Source organism: Nocardia sp. NPDC052112 (genome assembly GCF_040680135.1).
In the GTDB taxonomy this organism is placed as follows: domain Bacteria; phylum Actinomycetota; class Actinomycetes; order Mycobacteriales; family Mycobacteriaceae; genus Nocardia.
The window spans coordinates 40,953-61,306 of the sequence record NZ_JBFAWD010000018.1 but is presented as its reverse complement, the minus strand read 5'-3'; the positions used below and the strand labels follow the sequence as shown (position 1 = coordinate 61,306).

The window sequence follows — 20,354 nt, the reverse complement described above, 5'->3', positions numbered from 1 at the left end:
CCATGACGGACTTAGTGTTTCGCGATATCGACGTCATAGACGGCACGGGAGCACCGCGCTTCCGCGCTGATGTCGGCATCGATCGGGGACGGATAAGCGCGGTCGCCGATCCACGCACGATCACCGCGGCGGCCCGGTTCATCGACGCACCCGGTGCGGTGCTCGCCCCCGGCTTCATCGATATGCACGCGCACTCCGATTTGCATCTGCTCACCGAGCCGGGCCATTTTCCGAAGATCAGCCAGGGGGTCACCACCGAGGTCATCGGACAGGACGGACTCTCGTACGCCCCGATCGATGACGCCACCCTGGCGGTGCTGCGGCGTCAGATCGCCGGATGGAACGGCAATCCCACCGACCTGGACTTCTCCTGGCGCACGGTCGCGGAGTACCTGGACCGGCTCGATCGCGGTATCACGCCGAACGCCGCATATCTCGTACCACAGGGCACGTTGCGGCTGCTGGTCGTCGGGAGCGAACAGCGGCCCGCGACCGTGGCGGAGATTCGGCGGATGCGGGAACTGCTCGCGCAGGGACTGCGCGAGGGGGCGGTCGGTATGTCGAGCGGGCTCACGTATACGCCCGGAATGTATGCCGACACCGGCGAATTGGCGGCATTGTGCGAGGTAGTCGCCGAATACGGCGGGTTCTACTCGCCGCATACGCGCTCCTACGGCAAGGGCGCGCTGGCGGCATACGCAGAGATGATCGGCCTGGCGCGCAACACCGGCTGCGCACTGCATCTCACCCACGCGACCATGAACTTCGGCGTGAACCGCGGGCGCGCACCGGAATTCCTGGCGCTGATCGATGCCGCCAGGGCCGAAGGATGCGATATCACCCTCGACACCTATCCGTATCTGCCGGGCTCGACGACACTTTCGGCGCTGCTGCCGAGTTGGGCGATGTCCGGTGGCCCGGATGCGGCATTGGCCCGTATCGATGATCCGGAGATGCGTGCGCGAATCGCGCTGGACGTGAACGTGCATGGGTCCGACGGCTGCCACGGCGTCACCGTCGAATGGGAGACCATCCAGATCAGCGGTGTCGCGAATGCGGAGCTGGGGGAGTACGTGGGCAAGACCGTCGCGGACATCGCGGCCGATACCGCTCGCCCACCGGTCGAAGTGTTCTTCGACCTGCTGCGCCGAGATCAATTGGCCACCACCATCCTGCAGCACGTGGGGCACGAGGAGAACGTGCGCGCGATCATGGTGCATTCGACGCATATGGGCGGCAGCGACGCACTGCTCGTCGGTGATCGACCGCATCCGCGCGCCTGGGGCACCTTCCCCCGCTATCTGGGGCATTACGTCCGCGAACTCGGTGTGCTCGGGCTCGAGGAGTGTGTGCACCACCTCACCGGACGGCCCGCCGAGCGGCTGCGGCTGAGCGACCGCGGGTACGTATTCACCGGGTACGCAGCGGATCTCGTGTTGTTCGACCCATCGACGATCACCGATACCGCGACCTTCGACCATCCGAAGCAGCAGGCGCGCGGCATTCGGCACGTGCTGGTCAACGGTGCATTCGCCATCGAGAACGGTGCGCCCACCGGCAAGCTCGCCGGGCGTGCGCTGCGCATGGATGCCACGCGGAAGGAGACATATTGAACGTCATGGGCTCACTCGGCGCCATGGAGGTGATGCGCGCCGACCGCGTGCTGAGTGTGGTGCGGGCACCGGAGATTCCGGATCCGCTGGCGCTGGCGGATGCGTTGGCGCGTTCCGGGATTCGTAGCTTGGAGCTCACCTTCACGACACCGGGTGTGCTCGATTACCTGCGTATCGCCGCAACGGCTCCCGATGCGGTAGTCGGTATCGGAACCGTACTGCACGCCGATCAGGCCAAGGCCGCGATCGATAGCGGTGCACGGTTCCTCGTCACGCCCGGCGTGCGCGCGGAGGTCGCGGCCGTCGCGGCCGAGCGCGACATTCCGGTCGTCATGGGCGCTTTCACGCCCACCGAGGTGCTCACCGCACTCGACCTGGGCGCCGCGGCGGTGAAGATCTTCCCCGCCAGGGCGCTCGGTCCCGGCTATTTGAAAGACTTGCGCGGCCCCTTCCCCGATGTGGCGCTGATCCCCTCCGGGGGCGTCAATGCGGGCAATGCCGCCGAATTCCTCGCCAACGGAGCCGTGGCCGTGACCGCGGGTACCGATGTCGTGGCCCCATCCGACGTCGCCGCGGGCCGATGGTCCGACATCGCCTCGCGTGCGGCGTCATTCGTTCGATCCATGAATTGAGAGGTACCCATATGGGCGCCACTGTCGACTGGCTGCGCACCACCACACCCGGATTGCTGGTGCTGTGCGGTCTCGCGATTGCCGTACTGCTGTTCGCCATTATCAAGGTCAAGCTGGAGCCGTTCATCGCGCTGCTGCTCACCGGACTCGGGCTGGCCCTGGCCGCCGGACTACCGGTGTCGAAGATCGTCGGCACGGCGATCAAGCCCGGTGATTCGCTACTGGAGACCGGCTTCGGCGGCATCCTCGGGCATATCGCGGTCATCATCGGGCTCGGCACAGTGCTCGGCGCGATCCTCGAGCGTTCCGGTGGTGCGGACGTGCTGACCGGCAAGCTGCTGGGCATCTTCGGTGAGAAGGGCGCACCGGTCGCCATGGGTCTGCTCGGGCTCATCTTCGGCATCCCGGTCTTCTTCGATATCGGCATCTTCGTGCTCGCACCGCTGATCTATGTGGCCGCCAAGCGCGGTGGTCGATCACTGGTGCTGTACGCCATGCCGATGCTGGCCGGTCTGTCCATGACCCACGCCTTCCTGCCGCCGCATCCGGGTCCGGTGGCACTGGGTGGCCTGCTCGGGGTGAGCCTGGGCTGGCTGATCATCATGGGATTCGTCTGCGGCCTACCGGGTTTCGTCGCCGCTGGCATCGTGTGGGGCACCTACATCGGCAAGCGGGTGCGGGTCGAGGTGCCCGCCGAATTCCTGGTGCGACCGGAGGTCGAGTCCGCGGTGAAGGGCGAGGGTCCCGGCACCGCAACCAAGCCGGAGACGACCCGCATCGAGACCCGGCCGCCCGCGGTCGGTCTCATCGGCGGCATTATCGCGATTCCGCTGGTGCTCATCCTCGGTGCGACCTTCGGCAGCCAATGGCTGGCCAAGGATTCGCAGCTGCTGCAGGTGCTCACGTTCCTCGGCACACCGGCCGTGGCCCTGCTGATCGCGGTGCTCGTCGCCTTCTATCTGCTCGGTGTGCGGCGCGGTTCCAGTGTGCAGGAGCTCAGTACGCTCACCGCGGAGTCGCTGAAGCCGGTCGGCATGCTTTTGCTGGTGGTCGGTGCGGGTGCGTTCTTCGGAAAGATCATCTCCGCCACCGGAATCGGCACCGCGCTCGCGGACACCATGTCGGCGGCCGGTCTGCCGGTCATCGTGCTCGCGTACATCATCAGCTGCGGTCTGCGCATCGCACAGGGTTCGGCGACCGTCGCCATCGTGACCACCGGTGGCATTGTCGCGCCGCTGGTCACCGGGCACGGCTATTCGCAGATGGCCATCGCACTCATCGCCATGGCGATCGCGGCCGGTTCGATCATCCTCAGCCACGTGAACGACGGTGGCTTCTGGATCATTTCGAAGTACTTCAACCTGACGGTGAAGCAGACACTGCAGACCTGGACGGTGCTCGAAACCGTGCTCTCGGTGGTGAGTTTCGCGGTAGCGGCGGTCCTGTTCGCGATTGTGAGCTGAGCACTCGGACGGTCCTATCCAGCCCGGCGCGAGGACGAATCCCCGTGCCGGGCTGGTCAATTCGTGCAGCACGACACCGTCGAGATGGTTGCCGGGTCGGGGTCTTCGAGATCAGTCGAAGTCCTGCCGGGTGGGCGGCACAGCGGCCGAGATGAATCGGTGCCGTCGCATTACTCCGGCCGAACGCGGCGGCACACCGAGACCGGCGGTGGTCTTGAAGTCGTCCATGAGGGCTTGACCGTCCTCCGGGGCGACCTTGGTCATGTTCTGCAGGTCACCCGCTGCGATTCGTACCGGTCGCGGTGCGGAATGCGGTCATGCGCGCTGCTTCGGTGGTCGATCGGCGTCGCCGGAATTCGGATCAGTCGAGGTTGCGGAGGGCCGCCGTGCAGCGGGTGGCTTGGGCACGAATCGCCACGACGAGTTCGGGCGGGCCGCTGAGCAGTGTGAAGTCGATATCGACCGAGGTGATCATCCAGACCAGCGCCTCCGGCGTATCCGCGCCGACGTGCAGTTGGCAGCTGTGGTCGTCCACGGCCTCGATGACGCCCATACCGGGCCAGACATTCGCCACGGCGTCCTCGGCGGACTTGTGCAGCAAGGCAATTGCTTGGCAGGGCCAGGATCGGGCGGAGAGTCGCAGCGAAAGGTGCGCCGCGACATCGCCTTCCGGGAGCTCGCGCGGACTGAAGCGCGGGCCGGTGGGTGTTCGCGGCGTGATGCGGTCAGCTCTGAACGTACGCCAGTCGCTGCGGTCGATATCCCAGGCGACGAGGTACCAGCGCCTGCTGAAATGCACCAGGCTGTGCGGCTCCACCGTACGGCGGGTGGTCGCACCGCTGTGCGCGCGATAGTCGAAGCGCAGGCGTTCGTGCCGTTGACAGGCCTCGGCGACGGCCAGCAACGTATCCGGTTCGACCGTGGCGCCCGGTGTGCCGACCCGGACGGTCGCGCGGCGCAGGGTGCGGACCCGGTGGCGCAGGCGCGGCGGCAGCACCTGCTCGAGTTTGGTGAGCGCGCGCAGCGATGCCTCCTCGATGCCCGCGACGGTGCCGTCGGCGGCGCTGCGCAAGCCGACCGCCACCGCGACGGCCTCCTCGTCGTCGAGCAGCAGCGGCGGCAGCGCGGCCCCCGCGCCGAGCCGATAGCCCGCGGTGCCCTGTGTGGCATGCACCGGGTAGCCGAGTTCACGGAGCCGGTCCACATCGCGGCGGATGGTGCGCCTGGTGACGCCGAGTCGTTCGGCGAGTTCGGTGCCGGTCCAGTCGCGGTGCGTCTGCAGCAGGGCGAGCAGTTTGAGCAGTCGTGCCGAGGTCTCCAACACGAATTCCAGAATGTCAGACACTTAGGAACGATCCTGTCCTAAGGGCCGAATACCGTCGCTTTCGTGAGCACCGAACAGCACATTCGCCCCTTTCGCATCGAGATCGCACCGGCGCAGATCGATGATCTGCACGCCCGGCTGGCGAATACCTCGTGGCCGGACGAAATCCCCGGCGCTGGTTGGGACAAGGGCGCATCGATCTCTTACTTGAAGGACCTCGCCGAGTACTGGCGGTCCGAATACGATTGGCGCGCAGTCGAAGCGCGACTGAACGAGTTGCCGCATTCCATCACCGATATCGACGGGCAGCAGCTGCATTTCCTGCACGTCCGCTCACCCGAACCCGACGCCGTGCCGCTGGTATTGAGCCACGGCTGGCCCGGTTCGTTCATCGAATTCCTCGATGTGATCGGACCTCTGAGCGATCCGCGGGCACACGGCGGTGATCCGGCCGACGCATTCCATCTGGTCATCCCGTCGTTGCCCGGATTCGCCTTCTCGCAGGCCGGTCCGAGGGTCGGGGACGGTTCCACCGAGCGGTTCGCGCAGGCGGTGGCGAAGTTGATGGCCCGGCTCGGCTACGACCGGTACGGGGCGCAGGGCGGCGATGCGGGTTTCTTCGTCTCGACCGAACTGGGACGAATCGCGACCGACCAGGTGCTCGGCATCCATGTGAACGGGCCGATCACCCTGCCGTCCTGGAGCGATGACGGATCGGAACCGGACTATAGCCCGCACGATCGGGCAAAGCTGGACAAACTCACCGGGCCAGAGAGCCACACCAGGCACGGATACGCGATGGTGCAGGCGGGCCGTCCGCAAACGCTGGCCATCGGCATGCACGATTCGCCCGCCGGGCTGCTGTCCTGGATCGTGGACATCTTCCAGCGCTGGACCAATCCCGCAGTCGAGTTGCCCGACGCGGCGGTGGACCGCGACGCGCTGCTGACCAATGTCAGCCTCTACTGGTTCACCAGGACGTTCGTTTCCTCGATCCGGCTGTACGGGGAGGGGGATTCGTGGGGAAGGCCACTGCGGAATTCCGGCGTGCCGACCGCCGCGGCGGTATTCGCCGGTGACAATTCCATTCGGGTACTCGCCGAGCAGCAGCACAACATCGTGCGCTGGACCGAATACGAGCGCGGTGGGCACTTCGCGGCCATGGAAGCGCCGGACCTGCTGATCAGCGATGTGCGCGAGTTCTTCCGCACGCTGCGCTGAGTGTGCGGGTCGCGCGGGAGGTGCGGGCTCAGGGGGTTCGCGGGCGGTAGCGCTCGGCCATCGCGAAGGCCGTCGCGGCGAGCCGGTCGCGGAATTCGGGCGGGTCGAGAACCTCGCAGAATTCGCCGAGCGGCAGGATCGCGCCCGCCAGCACCTCGTAGGACTCCGAGGGAATGGTTACTTCGACCCAGCCCTCGGCGTCCGGATCGGTCGCCGATGCCATCGCCTCGGCGACCGCGGCGGGCTCGTTCGTCAACCGGAGCAGCCGCAATTGGGCGGCGGCGATCCGGCAGCGCGCCCGCACTCGCAGCATCGACCGCGCGAAATCGTCGGCGGCTGCCGACCAATGCTCAGCGAGAGCGAAATCATCTGGCCGCGTGAAGGTTTCGCCGTTCTGCTGGGCCGAGGAGATTCGGCTGACGCGATAGGAGCGGATGGCCGAGCCGTCACGTGCGACGAGGTACCAGGTTCCGGCCTTCGATACGAGGCCGAGTGGATCCAAGCGGCGTTCGACGGTGCGATCCCTGCGCCGATAACGGATATCGAGTCGCCGGTCGTGCCATAAAGCGTCGGCAACCGTTGCCAGTGTTGGTGTTTCATCGGGGCGATGGAACCAGCCCGGTGCGTCCACATGGACACGTTCCGCGATGCGTGTCGCCCGGCCGCGCAATTCGGGAGGCAGTGCGGCGAGCACCTTGAGTTGTGCGGTCGCCAGCACCGTACCGAGTCCGAGATCGGCGGCGGCCGCGGGTTGTCCGGTGAGCAGCACCGCATCGGCCTCCTCGGTGGTGAGTCCGGTCAGCCGGGTGCGGTATCCGTCGACCAACCGCACCCCGCCGGTCCGGCCCGGTTCGCTGTAGATCGGTACGCCCGCCACGGACAGGGCCTCGATATCGCGATACACCGTCCGCACCGACACCTCCAGCTCGCGTGCCAGCTCCGGTCCGGTGGTCCGGCCGCGGGTCTGCAGCAGCAATAACAGCTGCACCAGTCGACTCGCCCGCATGATTCGAGATTAGTCGTAAAACCTGACAGAAGATGTCAGGTTTGGCTCGTACCGTCGTGCTCATGACCACATGGAGCCAGTTCATCGAAGAAGCGCCACGCATCGCCACCGTGTTCACGCGTCGACACCAGGCCACCGGCAATCTCTGCCTGCTCGGGACCCTGCGCTCCGACGGATTCCCCCGCATCAGCCCCATCGAACCGCGGATCTTCGACGACATGCTGGTCATCGCGGGCATGCCGAACACCACCAAGTTCAAGGATCTCGCCCGCGACCCGCGGTTCTGCCTGCACACCGCGACCGTCGACACGCAGGTCGGCGACGGTGACGCGAAACTCTTCGGCACCGTCGTCGACCTGCCGGACAGACAAGTGCACGCCCGCTTCACCCAGCAACTGTTCGACGAAACCGGATTCGACATCCGCGATCAGGAATTCGACCACTTCTACACCGCCGACCTGACCGGAGCCTCCACCGTCGAGCTCATCGACGACCACCTGGACATCACCATCTGGAAGCCGGGACAGGGCGAACGAGTCGTGCGCAAGCACTGAGCGATCGCGGTGGCCGGGCCGTTCCCGCTCCGGATGCGAATGTTGCTCGGCACGCTAGGTCGCCGAGTCGAGCTCATCTCGGCGTCGCCGGAGGAAGGTCTGTTCGGCAGTGTTGTCGGTGTGGGCGATGGCGGCTTCGTAGGCGCGGATTGCCGGTGCGGTGCGGCCGAGGCGGCGCAGGAGGTCCGCGCGGATCGCGTGGTACAGATGGTGATTCGGTAGGTCGATTTCGTCGAGTAGTGCGAGTGCGGCGTGTGGGCCCGCGACCTCGGCGACCGCCACCGCGCGGTTCAGCGCCACCACCGGGCTGGGGGCGATAGCGGCCAACTGGTCGTAGAGTTGCAGGATTTGTTGCCAGTCGGTGGATTCCGGAGCGGGGGCGTCGGCGTGTACGGCGTTGATTGCGGCTTGGATCTGGTAAGCGTCGGGTTGGTTGCGGCGCAGGCATTCTCGGACGAGGGCGTGTCCCTCGGCAATGAGGGCGCGGTCCCACCGGTGTCGGTCTTGTTCGGGCAGTGGCACCAGTGATCCGTCCGGTGCGGTGCGGGCGGCTCGACGCGATTCGGTGAGCAACATTAGTGCGAGCAGCCCGGAAGCCTCCGGCTCGTCGGGCATCAGCTCGATGAGTAAGCGGCCCAAGCGGATTGCCTCGGCGCACAGGTCGGTCCGCATCAACTGATCACCGGAGGTGGCGGTATGCCCTTCGGTGAAGATGAGGTAGATGACGGCCAGAACGGCGCGCAGGCGGGCGGGCAGGTCGGCGTCGCGCGGGACGCGGTAGGGGATGCGGGCGTCGCGGATCTTGCCTTTGGCGCGGACGAGCCGTTGCGCCATGGTCGATTCGGAAGTCAGGAAGGCGTGGGCGATTTCGGGTGTGGTGAGACCGCCGAGGAGCCGCAAGGTAAGTGCCACTCGGGAATTCATCGATAGTGCCGGGTGGCAGCAGGTGAAGATCAGTCGGAGGCGGTCGTCCAGGACGGCGCTCATATCGTCGGGTTCGTTGTCGGCGTGTAGAAGTGCGGCCTCGGCATGCCGGTCGTCGCGAGATGCCTCGCGCCGCAGGCGATCGATGGCTCGGTTGCGTGCGGTCGTGATGATCCAACCGGGTGGGCTCGGCGGCAGTCCGTCGGTCGGCCAGCGTTGCACGGCGGCGGTGAAGGCGTCCTGCACCGCGTCCTCGGCAATGGTGATATCGCCGAAGACGCGGATCAGGCTGGCGACCGCGCGGCCGTAATGTTCGGTGAATACGGCCGCGATCGCGGCGTCGGCGACCATCTCAGTAATCGGCCACCGGCCGGACCTCGATCGGCAAAGTGAGCACGGCGGCCATCTTCTTGCCCCAGTCGAGCGCCTCGTCCAGATCGGCCGCCGCAATGACGGTGAATCCGCCGATGTGCTCCTTACTTTCGACATACGGACCGTCGGTGACCAGCACATCATTGCCCTGGGCGCGCAGCACGGTCGCGGTACTCGGCGCGTGCAGTCCCGCGGCGAAAACCCAGGCGCCCGCGGCCCGGATCTCGTCGTTCAGCGCGGCCAGATCGCGCATGATCTCGTCGAGATTGTCCGGCGGCGCAGTGTCATCGGGCTGATAGATGCTGAGCAGATACTGCTGCACGGCTCCTCCTCATCCCCGCTGATAGGTGGCGATCACCACGCCGGTTGGGGTGCTGACGCTATCGGTGAGTCGCAGTTCACCGAGGTCCGCGCCGTCGAACAGCCGCCGCCCGCGGCCGACCACAATCGGATGGATCAGCAATAGATACTCGTCGACGAGATCATTGCGCATCAGCGTTTGCAGCAGATCGCCGCTGCCGAGCACCACGAGATCCTGCCCAAGTCCGCGCACCGCGGCGACCACATCGCCACCGAGCAGCGTGGAGTTCTCCCACGGCAACGGTTCGGTCAGCGTCCGGGATGCGACGAACTTCTCGGTCTTGTTCAGTACCTCGGTGTACGGATTGTCGGTTTGCTGCGGCCAGACCCCGTAGAAGTCCTGGTAGGTCCGCCGCCCGAACAACAGCGCACCGTGATGGGTCGCCATATGCTCGCCCATGACCCTGGCCTGCTCGGGATCGTCGTGCCGATGCGCCCAGCCGCCGCGGCGGAAACCGTCCCGGGTGTCCTCATCGGCCCGGCCGGGTGACTGCATGACACCGTCCAGGGTCAGGTGCTCAACCGCGATGATCTTGCTCATATCTCGCCTCCTGTCGTTGGCCGGTCCGCGACCGGCTGCACCTCCTACACGAACGGTCCCCCGTCGAATCGACATCGCCGACAGAAATTTCTCGAAAGAACTACTCTGCGCCCGTGATGGCCTGAATTTCGCGGTAGGTGGGGATGTCGGCGGGAACCGCACCGCCGTCGCGCACCGCACGCGCTATTTCGACGATCCCGGCCAACGCCGCGCGGTACAACAGCGATCCCGTGCTGATCCGTCGCACACCCAACGCCGCGAGTTCGGCGATGGACGGCCCGGCCGCCGAGTACAGCATGTTGATCGGCAAGGGCACCGCCGCGACGATCCGGCCGATCTCCGCCGGATCCGTCACACCGGGCACGAAAATCCCATCGGCACCGGCGCGCACATATTCCGCGGCGCGAGCCAGCGTCGAATCCTGTTCCAGCCGTAGCCAATACGTATCGATTCGGGCATTGATGAACAACTCGGGCGCAGCGGATTTGATCGCGGCGATCAACTCGGCCTGGTGCCCCGGATCGGCCAACGCGATGTCGGCCCGCCCATCCTCGAGATTCACCCCGGCGATCCCCAGATCGGCCAGCTGCGCGACGTAGTCGGCGACTGCCTCGGAATCGGCGCGGAACCCGCCCTCGATGTCGACGGTCACCGGCACCGGTAACCGCGCGAGTCTCGTTGCCAGCATGAGGGTTTCGTCGCCGGTGACGCCGGCGCCGTCGGTGAGCCCGGCGGCCACCGCGACGCCGAGACTGGTGGTGCCGATTGCCGCGAACCCCTCGGCGGCCAGCACTGCCGCTGACCCGAAATCCCAGGCATTGGGCAGCACCAGCGGATCGGCGCGGTGGTGCAGTTCGCGAAAAGCCTTCGTCTTGTCCATCAAGACCTCTCGTTGATTCCGGCGGCAATAGCAAAGGGCATGGTCGCGGCCGGGGCAGCTTCCGCCAGCACACGAACATGGGCAACTGGCCCCTCGACCGTGCCGACCCGTTCACCCAGCGCCGCGGGTGACAATGCGGCCGATTCCGCGACGACCAGCGCCCGGTGATCGACCCCATCGCAGAATCGGGCGATATCGGCGCGGCGCCGACCGATGCCGGCCGATCGCGCGGTCCGGGGCACCGTCGGCATCGGCGCACCGGTCAAAACCTCCCGGGCTCGATCGGGCTCGCTGATCAGATTCATAGCGCAACCGTATCCCGCGGACATTTCGGTGGCCGCCGAAGTAACCCGGCGCGATCATGGTGTGGTGCAAACTCGAGGAGCCGAGCTGGCCGGACTGGCCACCCTGCTGGCCGATCGCACCCGCGCCGATATGTGCCTGGCCTTGGTCGACGGTCGCGCGTGGACGGCAGGCGAGCTGGCCCGCCATGCCGGCGTGGCACCGTCCACCGCGACCGAACATCTGAACCGGCTGTTCGACGGCGGTCTGCTCATCGAACGTCGTCAGGGCAGGCACCGCTATGTGCAGTTGGCGAGCCCGCAGGTCGCCGAGTTATTGGAGACCATGGTCGCCCACCTGGAACCGGTCCGCCGCGAGTCCACGACGCTGCGGGCGTCCACCGCGGCGGCGGCCCTGGCGCGCGGCCGAACCTGCTACGACCACCTCGCGGGCCGCCTGGGCGTCGCGATCACCGATGCCATGACCGAGCGCGAACTGCTCGATGCCGATGGCGGCTTCGCCCTCACCGATGCGGGCTCGGCATGGCTGACGGGTCCGATGGGCATCGAGGCGAACACACTGCACACGCGCCGCCCGATCGTCCGCCCCTGCCTCGACTGGACCGAGCGCCGCACCCACCTCGGCGGTGCCGCGGGAGCGCAGTTGTGCCGTCGACTATTGGCGCTGGATTGGGTGCGACGGGTCGGATCCGGCCGCGCCGTCCGCCTCACCCCGAAAGGGGAGGTCGGTCTGCGCGCGACACTCGGGATCGATCCCGCGACGGTCGCCTGACGGCAGATTCCGCAGCCCCGACCGCGGTCCGGGAGCACCCTGGGCTGCTGCCGGACTACTGAACGTGGCCGGTGGCCCGGTCTCGATCAGCATCGGTGCACAGCGGCTGGCCCCGACTCTGAACGCAGCACGGTGCTGATCTTCCAGGCCATCGCCCGTTCGCCCGGACGCGAGTCGATCCGATCAATGGTGCACAGCGGCTGGCCCCGACTCTGAACGCAGCACGGTGCTGATCTTCCAGATCATCACCCGTTCGCCCGGACGCGAGTCGATCCGATCAATGGTGCACAGCGGCTGGCCCCGACTCTGAACGCAGCACGGTGCTGATCTTCCAGGCCATCGCCCGCTCGCCCGGACGCGAGTCGAATCCGATCGATACGATTGAGGCGGCTTCTGTCCGGGTAATACGGCACGGGCGGTAGCGGAACGATCGGTGTGCGCGGCCCGGTCGGGCGATGCGACACCCCGTTCATGAATGGGCTTGCATAATCGTGCATAATCATCACATGGATGATTCGTCGGGTAACCCGGTGTTGCGGGTTGCGGTCGCCGGTGCCAGTGGATACGCCGGCGGTGAGGTGCTGCGTCTATTGCTCGGTCATCCGGCCTACCGCGACGGGCGCCTCGTCATCGGGGCGCTGACCGCGGGCTCGAATGCGGGCAGCGCACTGGGGGAGCTCCAGCCGCATCTGCTGCCGCTCGCCGATCGCGTACTCGCCCCGACCACGGTCGACGAACTGGCCGGCCACGACGTCGTTTTCCTCGGCCTGCCGCACGGGCAGTCCGCCGCCATCGCCCAGCAGCTGCCGGAGTCGACGGTGATCATCGACTGCGGGGCCGATTTCCGGCTCACCGATGCGGCAGCCTGGGAGAAGTACTACGGCACCACGCACGCGGGCAGCTGGCCCTACGGCCTACCGGAACTGCCGGGCGGGCGCGAGCGGCTGCGCGGTGCGCACCGGATCGCCGTTCCCGGTTGCTATCCCACGGTCGCCAGCCTCGCGCTGGCACCGGCGATCGCGGCCGGAATCATCGAACCGAAGGTGAATGTGGTTGCGGTGAGCGGCACTTCGGGTGCGGGCCGCAAACTCGATATCGGCCTGCTCGGCTCCGAGGTGATGGGGTCGGCACGGGCCTACGGCATCGCGGGCGCGCACCGGCATACCCCGGAGATCGCGCAGAATCTGCAGGCTGCCGGTGGTGCGGCGGTCGCCGTATCGTTCACTCCGGTACTGGCGCCGATGCCGCGCGGCATTCTCGCGACCTGCACCGCCCCGACCCGCGTCGACGTCGCCGAAGCTCGCGCGGTCTATGAAAAGGCTTACGCCGACGAACCATTCGTGCATCTGCTACCGGAGGGCACACTGCCGCAGACGGGTTCGGTGCTCGGCTCCAACGCCGTCACCCTCCAGGTCGCGGTCGATGCCGATGCCGGACTGCTCGTGGTGATCGGCGCGATCGACAACCTGACCAAGGGCACCGCGGGCGCCGCGGTCCAATCCATGAATCTGGCCGTCGGATTCGACGAGACCGCAGGACTTTCCACCGTAGGAGTGGCACCGTGACGACGATCGAAACACCGGCGGGCAAGCTGTTCCGGAGCCAGGGCGTGACCGCACCGCTCGGCTTTCGGGCGGCGGGCATCGCCGCGGGCATCAAGGCGAGCGGAAAACCCGATCTGGCACTGGTATTCAACGAGGGGCCGGAATACGCGGCCGCGGGCGTATTCACCCGCAACCAGGTGAAGGCCGCGCCGGTGCTGTGGTCGCAGCAGGTGCTCACCGCTGGCCGGCTGCGTGCGGTGATCCTGAATTCCGGTGGGGCCAACGCCTGTACCGGTCCGGGTGGATTCCAGGACACCCACCAGACCGCCGAGGAATTGGCCAAGGCGCTGAGCAACTGGGGCACCGAAACCGGAGCGGGCGAAATCGCGGTCTGCTCAACGGGTTTGATCGGTGACCGGTTGCCGATGGACAAGGTGGTTCCGGCCGTCACCGAGATCGTGCACGAAATGGGCGGCGGCATGTCCGGCGGTCTCGATGCGGCACATGCCATCATGACCACCGATACCGTTCCCAAGGAAGCGGCATTCCACCACCGCGACAAATGGAATGTCGGCGGTATGGCCAAGGGCGCCGGGATGCTCGCGCCGTCACTGGCCACCATGCTGGTGGTGCTCACCACCGATGCCGCCGCGAGCGCCGACCAGTTGGATCGCGCACTGCGCAACGCGACTCGGCTCACCTTCGACCGGCTCGATGTCGATGGCTCCTGCTCGACCAATGACACCGTGCTCCTGCTCGCCAACGGGGCGAGCGAAGTCACCCCCACCCAGGAGGAACTCGACGCGGCCGTGCTCGCGGTCTGCGACGATCTGGCCGCCCAGCTGATGGCCGATGCCGAGGGTGTGACCAAGCGGGTGCGGATCACCGTCGCCGGGGCGGTCTCCGAGGACGAGGCGCTGATCGCGGCGCGCGCCGTGGCCCGCGACAGTCTGGTCAAGACCGCGCTTTTCGGTTCCGATCCGAACTGGGGCCGGGTGCTCGCCGCCGTCGGTATCGCACCGGTCACCCTGGATCCGAACCGGATCTCGGTGTCGTTCAACGGAAATCCGGTCTGCGTCGACAGCGTCGGCGCGCCGGGTGCACGCGAGGTCGATCTGTCCGGCGCCGATATCGAGGTGCGGATCGAACTGAATGTCGGTGACGGCACCGCCACCGTGCGGACCACCGACCTTTCGCACGGCTATGTCGAAGAGAATTCGGCCTATAGCTCATGAGCGAGCGCGGCGAGCGAACAATCAACGCAGCCGGCATCGCTGGGCATGACGGAGGTGAGCGCCAGCGAGCTGGCGCCATGACCAGCGACGCGGTGCGAGAACTTTCGGCATTGGACAAGGCGCACGTCCTCGCCGACGCGCTACCGTGGCTGCAGAAGTTCCGCGCCAAGATCGTGGTCGTCAAATACGGCGGCAATGCGATGATCGATGCGGACCTCAAACAGGCCTTCGCCGCCGATATGGCATTCCTGCGCACCGTCGGTGTGCACCCGGTGGTGGTGCACGGTGGCGGACCGCAGATCAGCGCGATGCTGAAAAAGCTCGGGCTGCAAGGCGAATTCCGCGGTGGCTTCCGCGTCACCACACCCGAGGTGATGGATGTGGTGCGGATGGTGCTGTTCGGTCAGGTCGGCCGCGAACTGGTCGGGCTGATCAATGCGCACGGTCCGTACGCGGTCGGCATCTCCGGTGAGGACGCGCGGCTGTTCACCGCGACCCGGCGCACCGTCGATGTCGACGGCGAGGCCACCGATATCGGTCTGGTCGGCGATGTCACCGAGGTGAATGCCGACGCGGTGCTCGATCTCATCGGCGCGGGGCGCATTCCGGTGGTCTCCACCATCGCCCCCGACGCCGACGGCGTGGTGCACAACATCAATGCCGACACCGCCGCGGCCGCACTCGCCGAGGGCATCGGCGCGGAAAAACTGGTGATCCTGACCGACGTCGAGGGCCTGTACACCGACTGGCCGGACCGTTCGTCGCTCACCTCGCGCATCGACTCGGCCGAATTGGTCGAGTTGCTGCCGCGACTGGATGCGGGCATGGTGCCCAAGATGGAAGCCTGCCTGCGCGCCGTGCAGGGCGGGGTGCCGACCGCGCATGTCATCGACGGTCGCGTCCCGCATTCGGTGCTGTTGGAACTGTTCACCGGAGAAGGAATCGGAACGATGGTGACGCCCGCCCCGCTCCCGACGAGCGCGGCGGACACACTGAACGGAACGAAAATATGAGTGACACAGCAGAGCTGCAACAGCGGTGGTCCGCCGCGTTGATGAAGAACTACGCCACACCCAAGGTCGCGCTGGTGCGCGGTGCGGGTGCGGTGGTCTACGACGCGGACGGCAAACGCTACGTCGACTTCCTCGGCGGTATCGCCGTCAACAGCCTCGGCCACGCCCATCCGGCGATTCTGGAAGCCGTTACCCAGCAGCTCGGCACGCTGGGCCACACCTCGAATATCTATGCCAACGAACCGGTCATCGAACTGGCCGAACGGCTGCTCGCGCACTTCGGCGACGGTGAATTCGGGGACGGCCACGGCCGCGCGTTCTTCTGCAACTCCGGCACCGAGGCCAATGAGGCGGCGTTCAAGATGGCGCGGCTGACCGGGCGGCACAAGATCATCGCGACCGATGAGGCCTTCCACGGCCGCACCATGGGCGCGCTCGCTCTTACCGGACAGCCGTCCAAGCGGACGCCGTTCGAGCCGATGCCGGCCGGTGTCGTCCATGTGCCCTACGGCGATGCGGCGGCGCTCGAGGCGGTTGTCGACGAGGACACCGCGGCGGTATTCCTCGAACCGATCATGGGGGAGAGCGGCGTTGTCGTGCCGCCCATCGACTATCTGGTCAAGGCGCGGGAGATCACCGCGCGTCATGGTGCATTGCTGGTTCTCGACGAGGTGCAGACCGGTATCGGCCGGTGCGGAAAGTTCTACGCGCACCAGGCGTTCGGCATTGTGCCCGATGTGATCACCCTCGCGAAGGGGCTCGGCGGCGGGTTGCCGATCGGTGCGGTGCTGGCCACCGGACCGGCCGCGGAGCTGCTGACGCCGGGGCTGCACGGCACCACGTTCGGCGGCAATGCGGTATGCGCCGCAGCGGCTTTGGCGGTACTGCGGACCATCGATGAGACCGATCTGCTCGCCCACGTCGAATCCGTCGGCAAGCGGCTCAGCGACGGTATCGAACTGCTCGAGCATCCGCTGATCGATCACGTGCGCGGTGCCGGTCTGCTGCTCGGTATCGTGCTGACCGACGATATCTCGGCCGAGGTCGAGAACCGGGCGCGGGAGGCAGGCTATCTGGTGAATGCACCCAAGCCCAACATTATTCGGCTCGCACCGCCGCTGGTGCTCACCGAGACCCAGTCCGATAATTTCGTCGGCGATCTGCCCGAGATCCTCGACGGTGCGATCGCGGACGCGAAGGGGGCCGAATGAGTACAGCATCGCGTACCGATTCCATGGGCGGTGGCGGTCGAGAGACGGGTGGGCAGCTGCGGCACTTCCTGCGCGACGATGACGTCACGCCTGCCGAACAAGCCGAAATTCTGACGCTCGCAGCGGAATTGAAGAAGGATCCATTCGCGTACCGGCCGCTGGCAGGGCCGCGCGGGGTCGGGGTGATCTTCGAGAAGAACTCCACCCGCACGCGGTTCTCCTTCGAAATGGGTATCGCACAGCTCGGCGGGCATGCGGTGGTGGTCGACGGTCGCGACACCCAGCTCGGGCGCGAGGAGACCCTCGGTGATACCGGCAAGGTGCTCTCGCGTTACGTCGATGCGATTGTGTGGCGGACCTTCGAGCAGATGCGTCTGGACGAAATGGCGATCACCGCAACGGTTCCGGTCGTCAACGCCCTGTCCAATGAGTTCCACCCGTGTCAGGTGCTCGCCGATCTGCAGACCCTCGTCGAGCGCAAGGGGAGTCTGGCCGGGCGCAATCTGACCTACTTCGGTGACGGTGCGAACAATATGGCGCACTCGCTGCTGCTCGGTGGTGTGACCGCGGGGTTGAACGTAACCATCGCCGCGCCAACGGGTTTCGAGCCGCTGCCATGGATTCTGGAGGCCGCCCACAAGCGCGCCGCCGAGACCGGTGCGACCATCACGCTGACCGGCGACCCCGTTGCCGCTGCGGCCGGTGCCGATGCTCTGGTGACCGACACCTGGACCTCCATGGGGCAGGAGAACGACGGCCTCGACCGGGTCGGCCCGTTCCGCCCGTTCCAGCTCAACGATGATCTGCTCGCCAAGGCACAGCCGGATGTTGTTGTGCTGCACTGCCTTCCGGCGCACCGCGGCGAGGAGATCACCGACGAGGTACTCGACGGACCACACAGTGTGGTGTGGGACGAGGCGGAGAATCGACTGCATGCGCAGAAGGCGCTGCTGGTGTGGTTGCTGGCCAAGCGAGGTGAGGCGCAGTGAATGCGTGCGAGCGTGCCGGTGTGCCGGGCTCGCGGGCTCGGCGTGACCACGCGGGTGGCCGATCCACTGCGGCCTGCTTCGGGGGCGCTGTGAGACATGTGGGCGAGGCGTGGTCATGACGGTCCAACCCGATGCGGGTAAGTCCGCCCCCGCCATCGCCCGCACCCGTGCCGGTCGGCAGTCCCGGATCGTCGAACTGCTGACCGCACACGCGGTCCGCAGCCAGACCGAACTGGCCGCACTGCTCGCCGCCGAAGGCATCGAAACCACTCAGGCCACTCTGTCCCGCGACCTCGATGAACTCGGCGCCGTGAAATTGCGCGCCGCCGACGGCGGTGCGGGCGTCTACGTGGTCCCCGAGGACGGCAGCCCCGTTCGCGGCGTCACCGGCGGCACCGACCGCCTCTCCAAACTCCTCGGCGATCTCCTGGTCTCCACGGATGCCAGCGGAAACATCGCGGTTCTGCGCACCCCGCCCGGTGCCGCCCATTATTTGGCAAGCGCCCTCGACCGAGCGGCCTTGCCGTTCATCGTCGGTACCATCGCGGGCGACGACACCATCGCGGTCATCGCGCGCGAACCGCTGACCGGCGCCGAACTCGCCGCCAAGATCGAGGCACTCGCCTGAGTCCTCGGCGTCCCTCGGTCTGCACCAACGGATTTCGCTCACCGACAACGATGAATCCCGACTCGGCGGCGGTCGATCGAAGCGGCGCGGTGGGGGCGGACGTGTCAGCCGAAGGGGTATTGGCCGCCGCTGTGTGGGGCGTTCGGGGTGCCGATGTCGATGATGTCTTGGATGAAGTCGACTATGGCGCGGCCGATGTCGAGGACGCCGTTGCCGAGGGTGCTGAATTCTCCTGCTATGAGGTGCAGCATGGGGTCCGTCCTTTGCCCGCTCCGATAGTTACCGGGTCAAGCGTGACATAGGGGCAAGGGGGTGCCAAGGTGCTAGCTGGCAGGTGGAACTCGGACCCGGTTGTGAATGGGCTTGCATCATCGTGCATAATCATTTGCAATCCGGTGCGGGCCGCCTGACGTGCGATTTGAGTGCGTCGGTGGGCGCCGCACCCCGCCGCCCGCGGATGCGGGCACAACCTGCAGACAAGCACGAAACCGAGGAGCACATAGACATGTCCGAGCGCGTCGTACTCGCCTACTCCGGTGGGCTCGATACCTCCGTCGCGATCAGCTGGATCGGCAAGGAGACCGGCGCCGAGGTCGTGGCGGTCGCCATCGATCTGGGCCAGGGCGGCGAGGACATGAATGTGGTGCGCCAGCGTGCGCTGGACTGCGGTGCCGTCGAGGCGATCGTGGTCGATGCGCGCGACGAGTTCGCCAATGAGTACTGCCTGCCGACCATCCAGGCCAACGCCATGTACATGGGCCAGTACCCGCTGGTTTCGGCGATCAGCCGCCCGCTCATCGTCAAGCACCTCGTCGAGGCCGCCAAGTTCCACGGTGCGAGCACCGTCGCCCACGGCTGCACCGGGAAGGGCAACGACCAGGTCCGCTTCGAGGTCGGCATCGGCGCGCTCGCCCCCGACCTGAATGTGATCGCCCCGGTCCGCGACTACGCCTGGACCAGGGAGAAGGCCATTGCCTTCGCCGAGGAGAACAAGCTCCCGATCAATGTCACGAAGAAGTCGCCGTTCTCGATCGACCAGAACGTCTGGGGCCGCGCGGTGGAGACCGGCTTCCTCGAGGACCTGTGGAACGCGCCGACCAAGGATGTCTACGACTACACCTCGGACCCGACGGTCAACTTCGAGGCACCGGACGAACTCATCGTCACCTTCGACAAAGGTGTGCCGGTCGCCATCGACGGCCGCCAGGTCAGCGTGTTGGAGGCCATTGTCGAGCTGAACCATCGGGCGGGCCGCCAGGGCGTCGGCCGCCTCGATATGGTCGAGGACCGGCTCGTCGGCATCAAGAGCCGCGAGATCTACGAGGCTCCCGGCGCCATCGCGCTGATCACCGCGCACCAGGCCCTGGAAAACGTCACCATCGAACGCGAATTGGGCCGCTACAAGCGGCAGGTCGAGCAGCGTTGGGGCGAGCTGGCCTACGACGGCCTCTGGTTCTCTCCGCTCAAGCGCGCGCTGGACGCGTTCGTCGCCGAGACCCAGGAGCACGTCACCGGCGATATCCGGATGGTGCTGCACGGCGGTTCCATCGTGGTCAACGGCCGCCGCTCCGAGCAGTCGCTCTACGACTTCAACCTGGCCACCTACGACGAGGGCGACACCTTCGACCAGTCCCTCGCCAAGGGTTTCGTGCAGATCCACGGCCTGTCCTCCAAGGTCGCGGCCCGTCGCGACCTGAACCAGAAGTAGCCAGCGCGCGAGACCACGTCCGTCGGTGACATTAGGCTCGAACGGGTCGGCGCAGCGGTGGC

General features: G+C 66.7%; 22 protein-coding genes. 13 read left to right on the top strand and 9 right to left on the bottom strand.

What is annotated here, in order from left to right:
- The first annotated feature begins 2 nt into the window (after positions 1 to 2).
- From AB0L58_RS29890 to AB0L58_RS29880, 3 genes are read left to right on the top strand one after another with little or no spacing between them, the layout of a single operon-like run.
- Positions 3 to 1,613 carry a D-aminoacylase gene (locus tag AB0L58_RS29890; protein ID WP_364391652.1) on the top strand — a complete coding sequence of 537 codons (1,611 nt, stop codon included), beginning with the start codon at positions 3 to 5 and terminating at the stop codon, positions 1,611 to 1,613.
- Between the two features lie 5 nt (positions 1,614 to 1,618).
- Positions 1,619 to 2,245, top strand: coding sequence for a bifunctional 4-hydroxy-2-oxoglutarate aldolase/2-dehydro-3-deoxy-phosphogluconate aldolase (locus tag AB0L58_RS29885; protein WP_364391926.1), 627 nt, complete (start codon positions 1,619 to 1,621; stop codon positions 2,243 to 2,245).
- A gap of 11 nt (positions 2,246 to 2,256) precedes the next feature.
- Complete coding sequence (locus AB0L58_RS29880; RefSeq protein WP_364391650.1) at positions 2,257 to 3,708, top strand: gluconate:H+ symporter; 1,452 nt, start codon at positions 2,257 to 2,259, stop codon at positions 3,706 to 3,708.
- Between the two features lie 111 nt (positions 3,709 to 3,819).
- Here the strand turns inward: AB0L58_RS29880 and AB0L58_RS29875 are convergent, their stop codons facing one another.
- Both AB0L58_RS29875 and AB0L58_RS29870 read right to left on the bottom strand, forming a co-directional pair.
- Positions 3,820 to 3,972 (bottom strand): hypothetical protein, encoded by a 153-nt coding sequence (locus AB0L58_RS29875; protein WP_364391648.1) that lies wholly within the window; start codon positions 3,970 to 3,972, stop codon positions 3,820 to 3,822.
- Between the two features lie 97 nt (positions 3,973 to 4,069).
- A complete protein-coding gene (locus AB0L58_RS29870; RefSeq protein WP_364391924.1) occupies positions 4,070 to 5,032 on the bottom strand; it encodes a YafY family protein in 963 nt (320 codons plus the stop codon).
- Positions 5,033 to 5,095: 63 nt separating this feature from the next.
- Between AB0L58_RS29870 and AB0L58_RS29865 the strand changes: the two genes are divergently transcribed.
- On the top strand, positions 5,096 to 6,253 hold the full coding sequence (locus AB0L58_RS29865; RefSeq protein ID WP_364391646.1) for an epoxide hydrolase family protein: 1,158 nt from the start codon (positions 5,096 to 5,098) through the stop codon (positions 6,251 to 6,253).
- 28 nt (positions 6,254 to 6,281) lie between these two features.
- On the opposite strand, the gene AB0L58_RS29860 is transcribed toward AB0L58_RS29865, so the two are convergent.
- Entirely contained in the window at positions 6,282 to 7,259 is a 978-nt protein-coding gene (locus AB0L58_RS29860) for a WYL domain-containing protein (protein WP_364391644.1), read from the bottom strand.
- A 62-nt stretch (positions 7,260 to 7,321) separates the two neighbouring features.
- Here AB0L58_RS29860 and AB0L58_RS29855 point away from each other — a divergent pair, with 62 nt between their 5' ends.
- Entirely contained in the window at positions 7,322 to 7,813 is a 492-nt protein-coding gene (locus tag AB0L58_RS29855) for a pyridoxamine 5'-phosphate oxidase family protein (RefSeq protein WP_364391641.1), read from the top strand.
- A gap of 54 nt (positions 7,814 to 7,867) precedes the next feature.
- On the opposite strand, the gene AB0L58_RS29850 is transcribed toward AB0L58_RS29855, so the two are convergent.
- From AB0L58_RS29850 to AB0L58_RS29830, 5 genes are all read right to left on the bottom strand, one after another.
- Positions 7,868 to 9,088, bottom strand: a complete 1,221-nt coding sequence (locus tag AB0L58_RS29850) for an RNA polymerase sigma factor (RefSeq protein ID WP_364391639.1) — start codon at positions 9,086 to 9,088, stop codon at positions 7,868 to 7,870.
- A 1-nt stretch (position 9,089) separates the two neighbouring features.
- On the bottom strand, positions 9,090 to 9,431 hold the full coding sequence (locus AB0L58_RS29845; protein ID WP_364391637.1) for a YciI family protein: 342 nt from the start codon (positions 9,429 to 9,431) through the stop codon (positions 9,090 to 9,092).
- A 9-nt stretch (positions 9,432 to 9,440) separates the two neighbouring features.
- On the bottom strand, positions 9,441 to 10,010 hold the full coding sequence (locus tag AB0L58_RS29840) for a dihydrofolate reductase family protein (RefSeq protein ID WP_364391635.1): 570 nt from the start codon (positions 10,008 to 10,010) through the stop codon (positions 9,441 to 9,443).
- 100 nt (positions 10,011 to 10,110) lie between these two features.
- Positions 10,111 to 10,890 (bottom strand): isocitrate lyase/phosphoenolpyruvate mutase family protein, encoded by a 780-nt coding sequence (locus tag AB0L58_RS29835; protein ID WP_364391633.1) that lies wholly within the window; start codon positions 10,888 to 10,890, stop codon positions 10,111 to 10,113.
- Positions 10,890 to 11,195, bottom strand: a complete 306-nt coding sequence (locus AB0L58_RS29830) for a hypothetical protein (RefSeq protein ID WP_364391631.1) — start codon at positions 11,193 to 11,195, stop codon at positions 10,890 to 10,892. The genes AB0L58_RS29835 and AB0L58_RS29830 overlap by 1 nt, the downstream gene beginning before the upstream one ends.
- A 64-nt stretch (positions 11,196 to 11,259) precedes the next feature.
- Between AB0L58_RS29830 and AB0L58_RS29825 the strand changes: the two genes are divergently transcribed.
- The 7 genes from AB0L58_RS29825 (at position 11,260) to AB0L58_RS29795 (ending at position 18,584) form a co-directional block, all read left to right on the top strand.
- Complete coding sequence (locus AB0L58_RS29825; RefSeq protein WP_364391628.1) at positions 11,260 to 11,964, top strand: winged helix-turn-helix domain-containing protein; 705 nt, start codon at positions 11,260 to 11,262, stop codon at positions 11,962 to 11,964.
- 506 nt (positions 11,965 to 12,470) lie between these two features.
- Complete coding sequence (gene argC, locus AB0L58_RS29820; protein WP_364391626.1) at positions 12,471 to 13,529, top strand: N-acetyl-gamma-glutamyl-phosphate reductase; 1,059 nt, start codon at positions 12,471 to 12,473, stop codon at positions 13,527 to 13,529.
- Positions 13,526 to 14,743, top strand: a complete 1,218-nt coding sequence (argJ, locus tag AB0L58_RS29815; RefSeq protein ID WP_364391624.1) for a bifunctional glutamate N-acetyltransferase/amino-acid acetyltransferase ArgJ — start codon at positions 13,526 to 13,528, stop codon at positions 14,741 to 14,743. The genes argC and argJ overlap by 4 nt, the downstream gene beginning before the upstream one ends.
- A 77-nt stretch (positions 14,744 to 14,820) precedes the next feature.
- Positions 14,821 to 15,756: an acetylglutamate kinase gene (gene argB / locus AB0L58_RS29810; RefSeq protein WP_364391622.1), complete on the top strand. Its 936-nt coding sequence runs from the start codon at positions 14,821 to 14,823 to the stop codon at positions 15,754 to 15,756.
- Positions 15,753 to 16,967: an acetylornithine transaminase gene (locus AB0L58_RS29805; protein WP_364391620.1), complete on the top strand. Its 1,215-nt coding sequence runs from the start codon at positions 15,753 to 15,755 to the stop codon at positions 16,965 to 16,967. The genes argB and AB0L58_RS29805 overlap by 4 nt, the downstream gene beginning before the upstream one ends.
- Positions 16,964 to 17,956, top strand: a complete 993-nt coding sequence (gene argF / locus AB0L58_RS29800; RefSeq protein WP_364391617.1) for an ornithine carbamoyltransferase — start codon at positions 16,964 to 16,966, stop codon at positions 17,954 to 17,956. The genes AB0L58_RS29805 and argF overlap by 4 nt, the downstream gene beginning before the upstream one ends.
- Before the next feature lie 115 nt (positions 17,957 to 18,071).
- Entirely contained in the window at positions 18,072 to 18,584 is a 513-nt protein-coding gene (locus AB0L58_RS29795; RefSeq protein ID WP_364391615.1) for an arginine repressor, read from the top strand.
- Positions 18,585 to 18,688: 104 nt separating this feature from the next.
- Here AB0L58_RS29795 and AB0L58_RS29790 read toward each other — a convergent pair whose 3' ends face one another.
- Positions 18,689 to 18,835, bottom strand: coding sequence for a hypothetical protein (locus tag AB0L58_RS29790; protein WP_364391613.1), 147 nt, complete (start codon positions 18,833 to 18,835; stop codon positions 18,689 to 18,691).
- Between the two features lie 254 nt (positions 18,836 to 19,089).
- Between AB0L58_RS29790 and AB0L58_RS29785 the strand changes: the two genes are divergently transcribed.
- Positions 19,090 to 20,292 carry an argininosuccinate synthase gene (locus tag AB0L58_RS29785; protein WP_364391611.1) on the top strand — a complete coding sequence of 401 codons (1,203 nt, stop codon included), beginning with the start codon at positions 19,090 to 19,092 and terminating at the stop codon, positions 20,290 to 20,292.
- The last annotated feature ends 62 nt before the right edge of the window (positions 20,293 to 20,354 follow it).

Bases quoted from the DNA above. Each gene is read 5' to 3' on its own strand.
- AB0L58_RS29880 (WP_364391650.1), top strand. From the start codon at position 2,257: ATGGGCGCCACTGTCGACTGGCTGCGCACCACCACACCCGGATTGCTG.
- AB0L58_RS29805 (WP_364391620.1), top strand. From the start codon at position 15,753: ATGAGTGACACAGCAGAGCTGCAACAGCGGTGGTCCGCCGCGTTGATG.
- AB0L58_RS29860 (WP_364391644.1), bottom strand. From the start codon at position 7,259: ATGCGGGCGAGTCGACTGGTGCAGCTGTTATTGCTGCTGCAGACCCGC.
- argC (WP_364391626.1), top strand. From the start codon at position 12,471: ATGGATGATTCGTCGGGTAACCCGGTGTTGCGGGTTGCGGTCGCCGGT.
- argB (WP_364391622.1), top strand. From the start codon at position 14,821: ATGACCAGCGACGCGGTGCGAGAACTTTCGGCATTGGACAAGGCGCAC.
- AB0L58_RS29840 (WP_364391635.1), bottom strand. From the start codon at position 10,010: ATGAGCAAGATCATCGCGGTTGAGCACCTGACCCTGGACGGTGTCATG.
- AB0L58_RS29885 (WP_364391926.1), top strand. From the start codon at position 1,619: ATGGGCTCACTCGGCGCCATGGAGGTGATGCGCGCCGACCGCGTGCTG.
- AB0L58_RS29830 (WP_364391631.1), bottom strand. From the start codon at position 11,195: ATGAATCTGATCAGCGAGCCCGATCGAGCCCGGGAGGTTTTGACCGGT.
- AB0L58_RS29785 (WP_364391611.1), top strand. From the start codon at position 19,090: ATGTCCGAGCGCGTCGTACTCGCCTACTCCGGTGGGCTCGATACCTCC.
- AB0L58_RS29855 (WP_364391641.1), top strand. From the start codon at position 7,322: ATGACCACATGGAGCCAGTTCATCGAAGAAGCGCCACGCATCGCCACC.
- AB0L58_RS29835 (WP_364391633.1), bottom strand. From the start codon at position 10,890: ATGGACAAGACGAAGGCTTTTCGCGAACTGCACCACCGCGCCGATCCG.
- AB0L58_RS29875 (WP_364391648.1), bottom strand. From the start codon at position 3,972: ATGACCAAGGTCGCCCCGGAGGACGGTCAAGCCCTCATGGACGACTTC.
- AB0L58_RS29890 (WP_364391652.1), top strand. From the start codon at position 3: ATGACGGACTTAGTGTTTCGCGATATCGACGTCATAGACGGCACGGGA.
- AB0L58_RS29790 (WP_364391613.1), bottom strand. From the start codon at position 18,835: ATGCTGCACCTCATAGCAGGAGAATTCAGCACCCTCGGCAACGGCGTC.
- AB0L58_RS29795 (WP_364391615.1), top strand. From the start codon at position 18,072: ATGACGGTCCAACCCGATGCGGGTAAGTCCGCCCCCGCCATCGCCCGC.
- argF (WP_364391617.1), top strand. From the start codon at position 16,964: ATGAGTACAGCATCGCGTACCGATTCCATGGGCGGTGGCGGTCGAGAG.
- AB0L58_RS29850 (WP_364391639.1), bottom strand. From the start codon at position 9,088: ATGGTCGCCGACGCCGCGATCGCGGCCGTATTCACCGAACATTACGGC.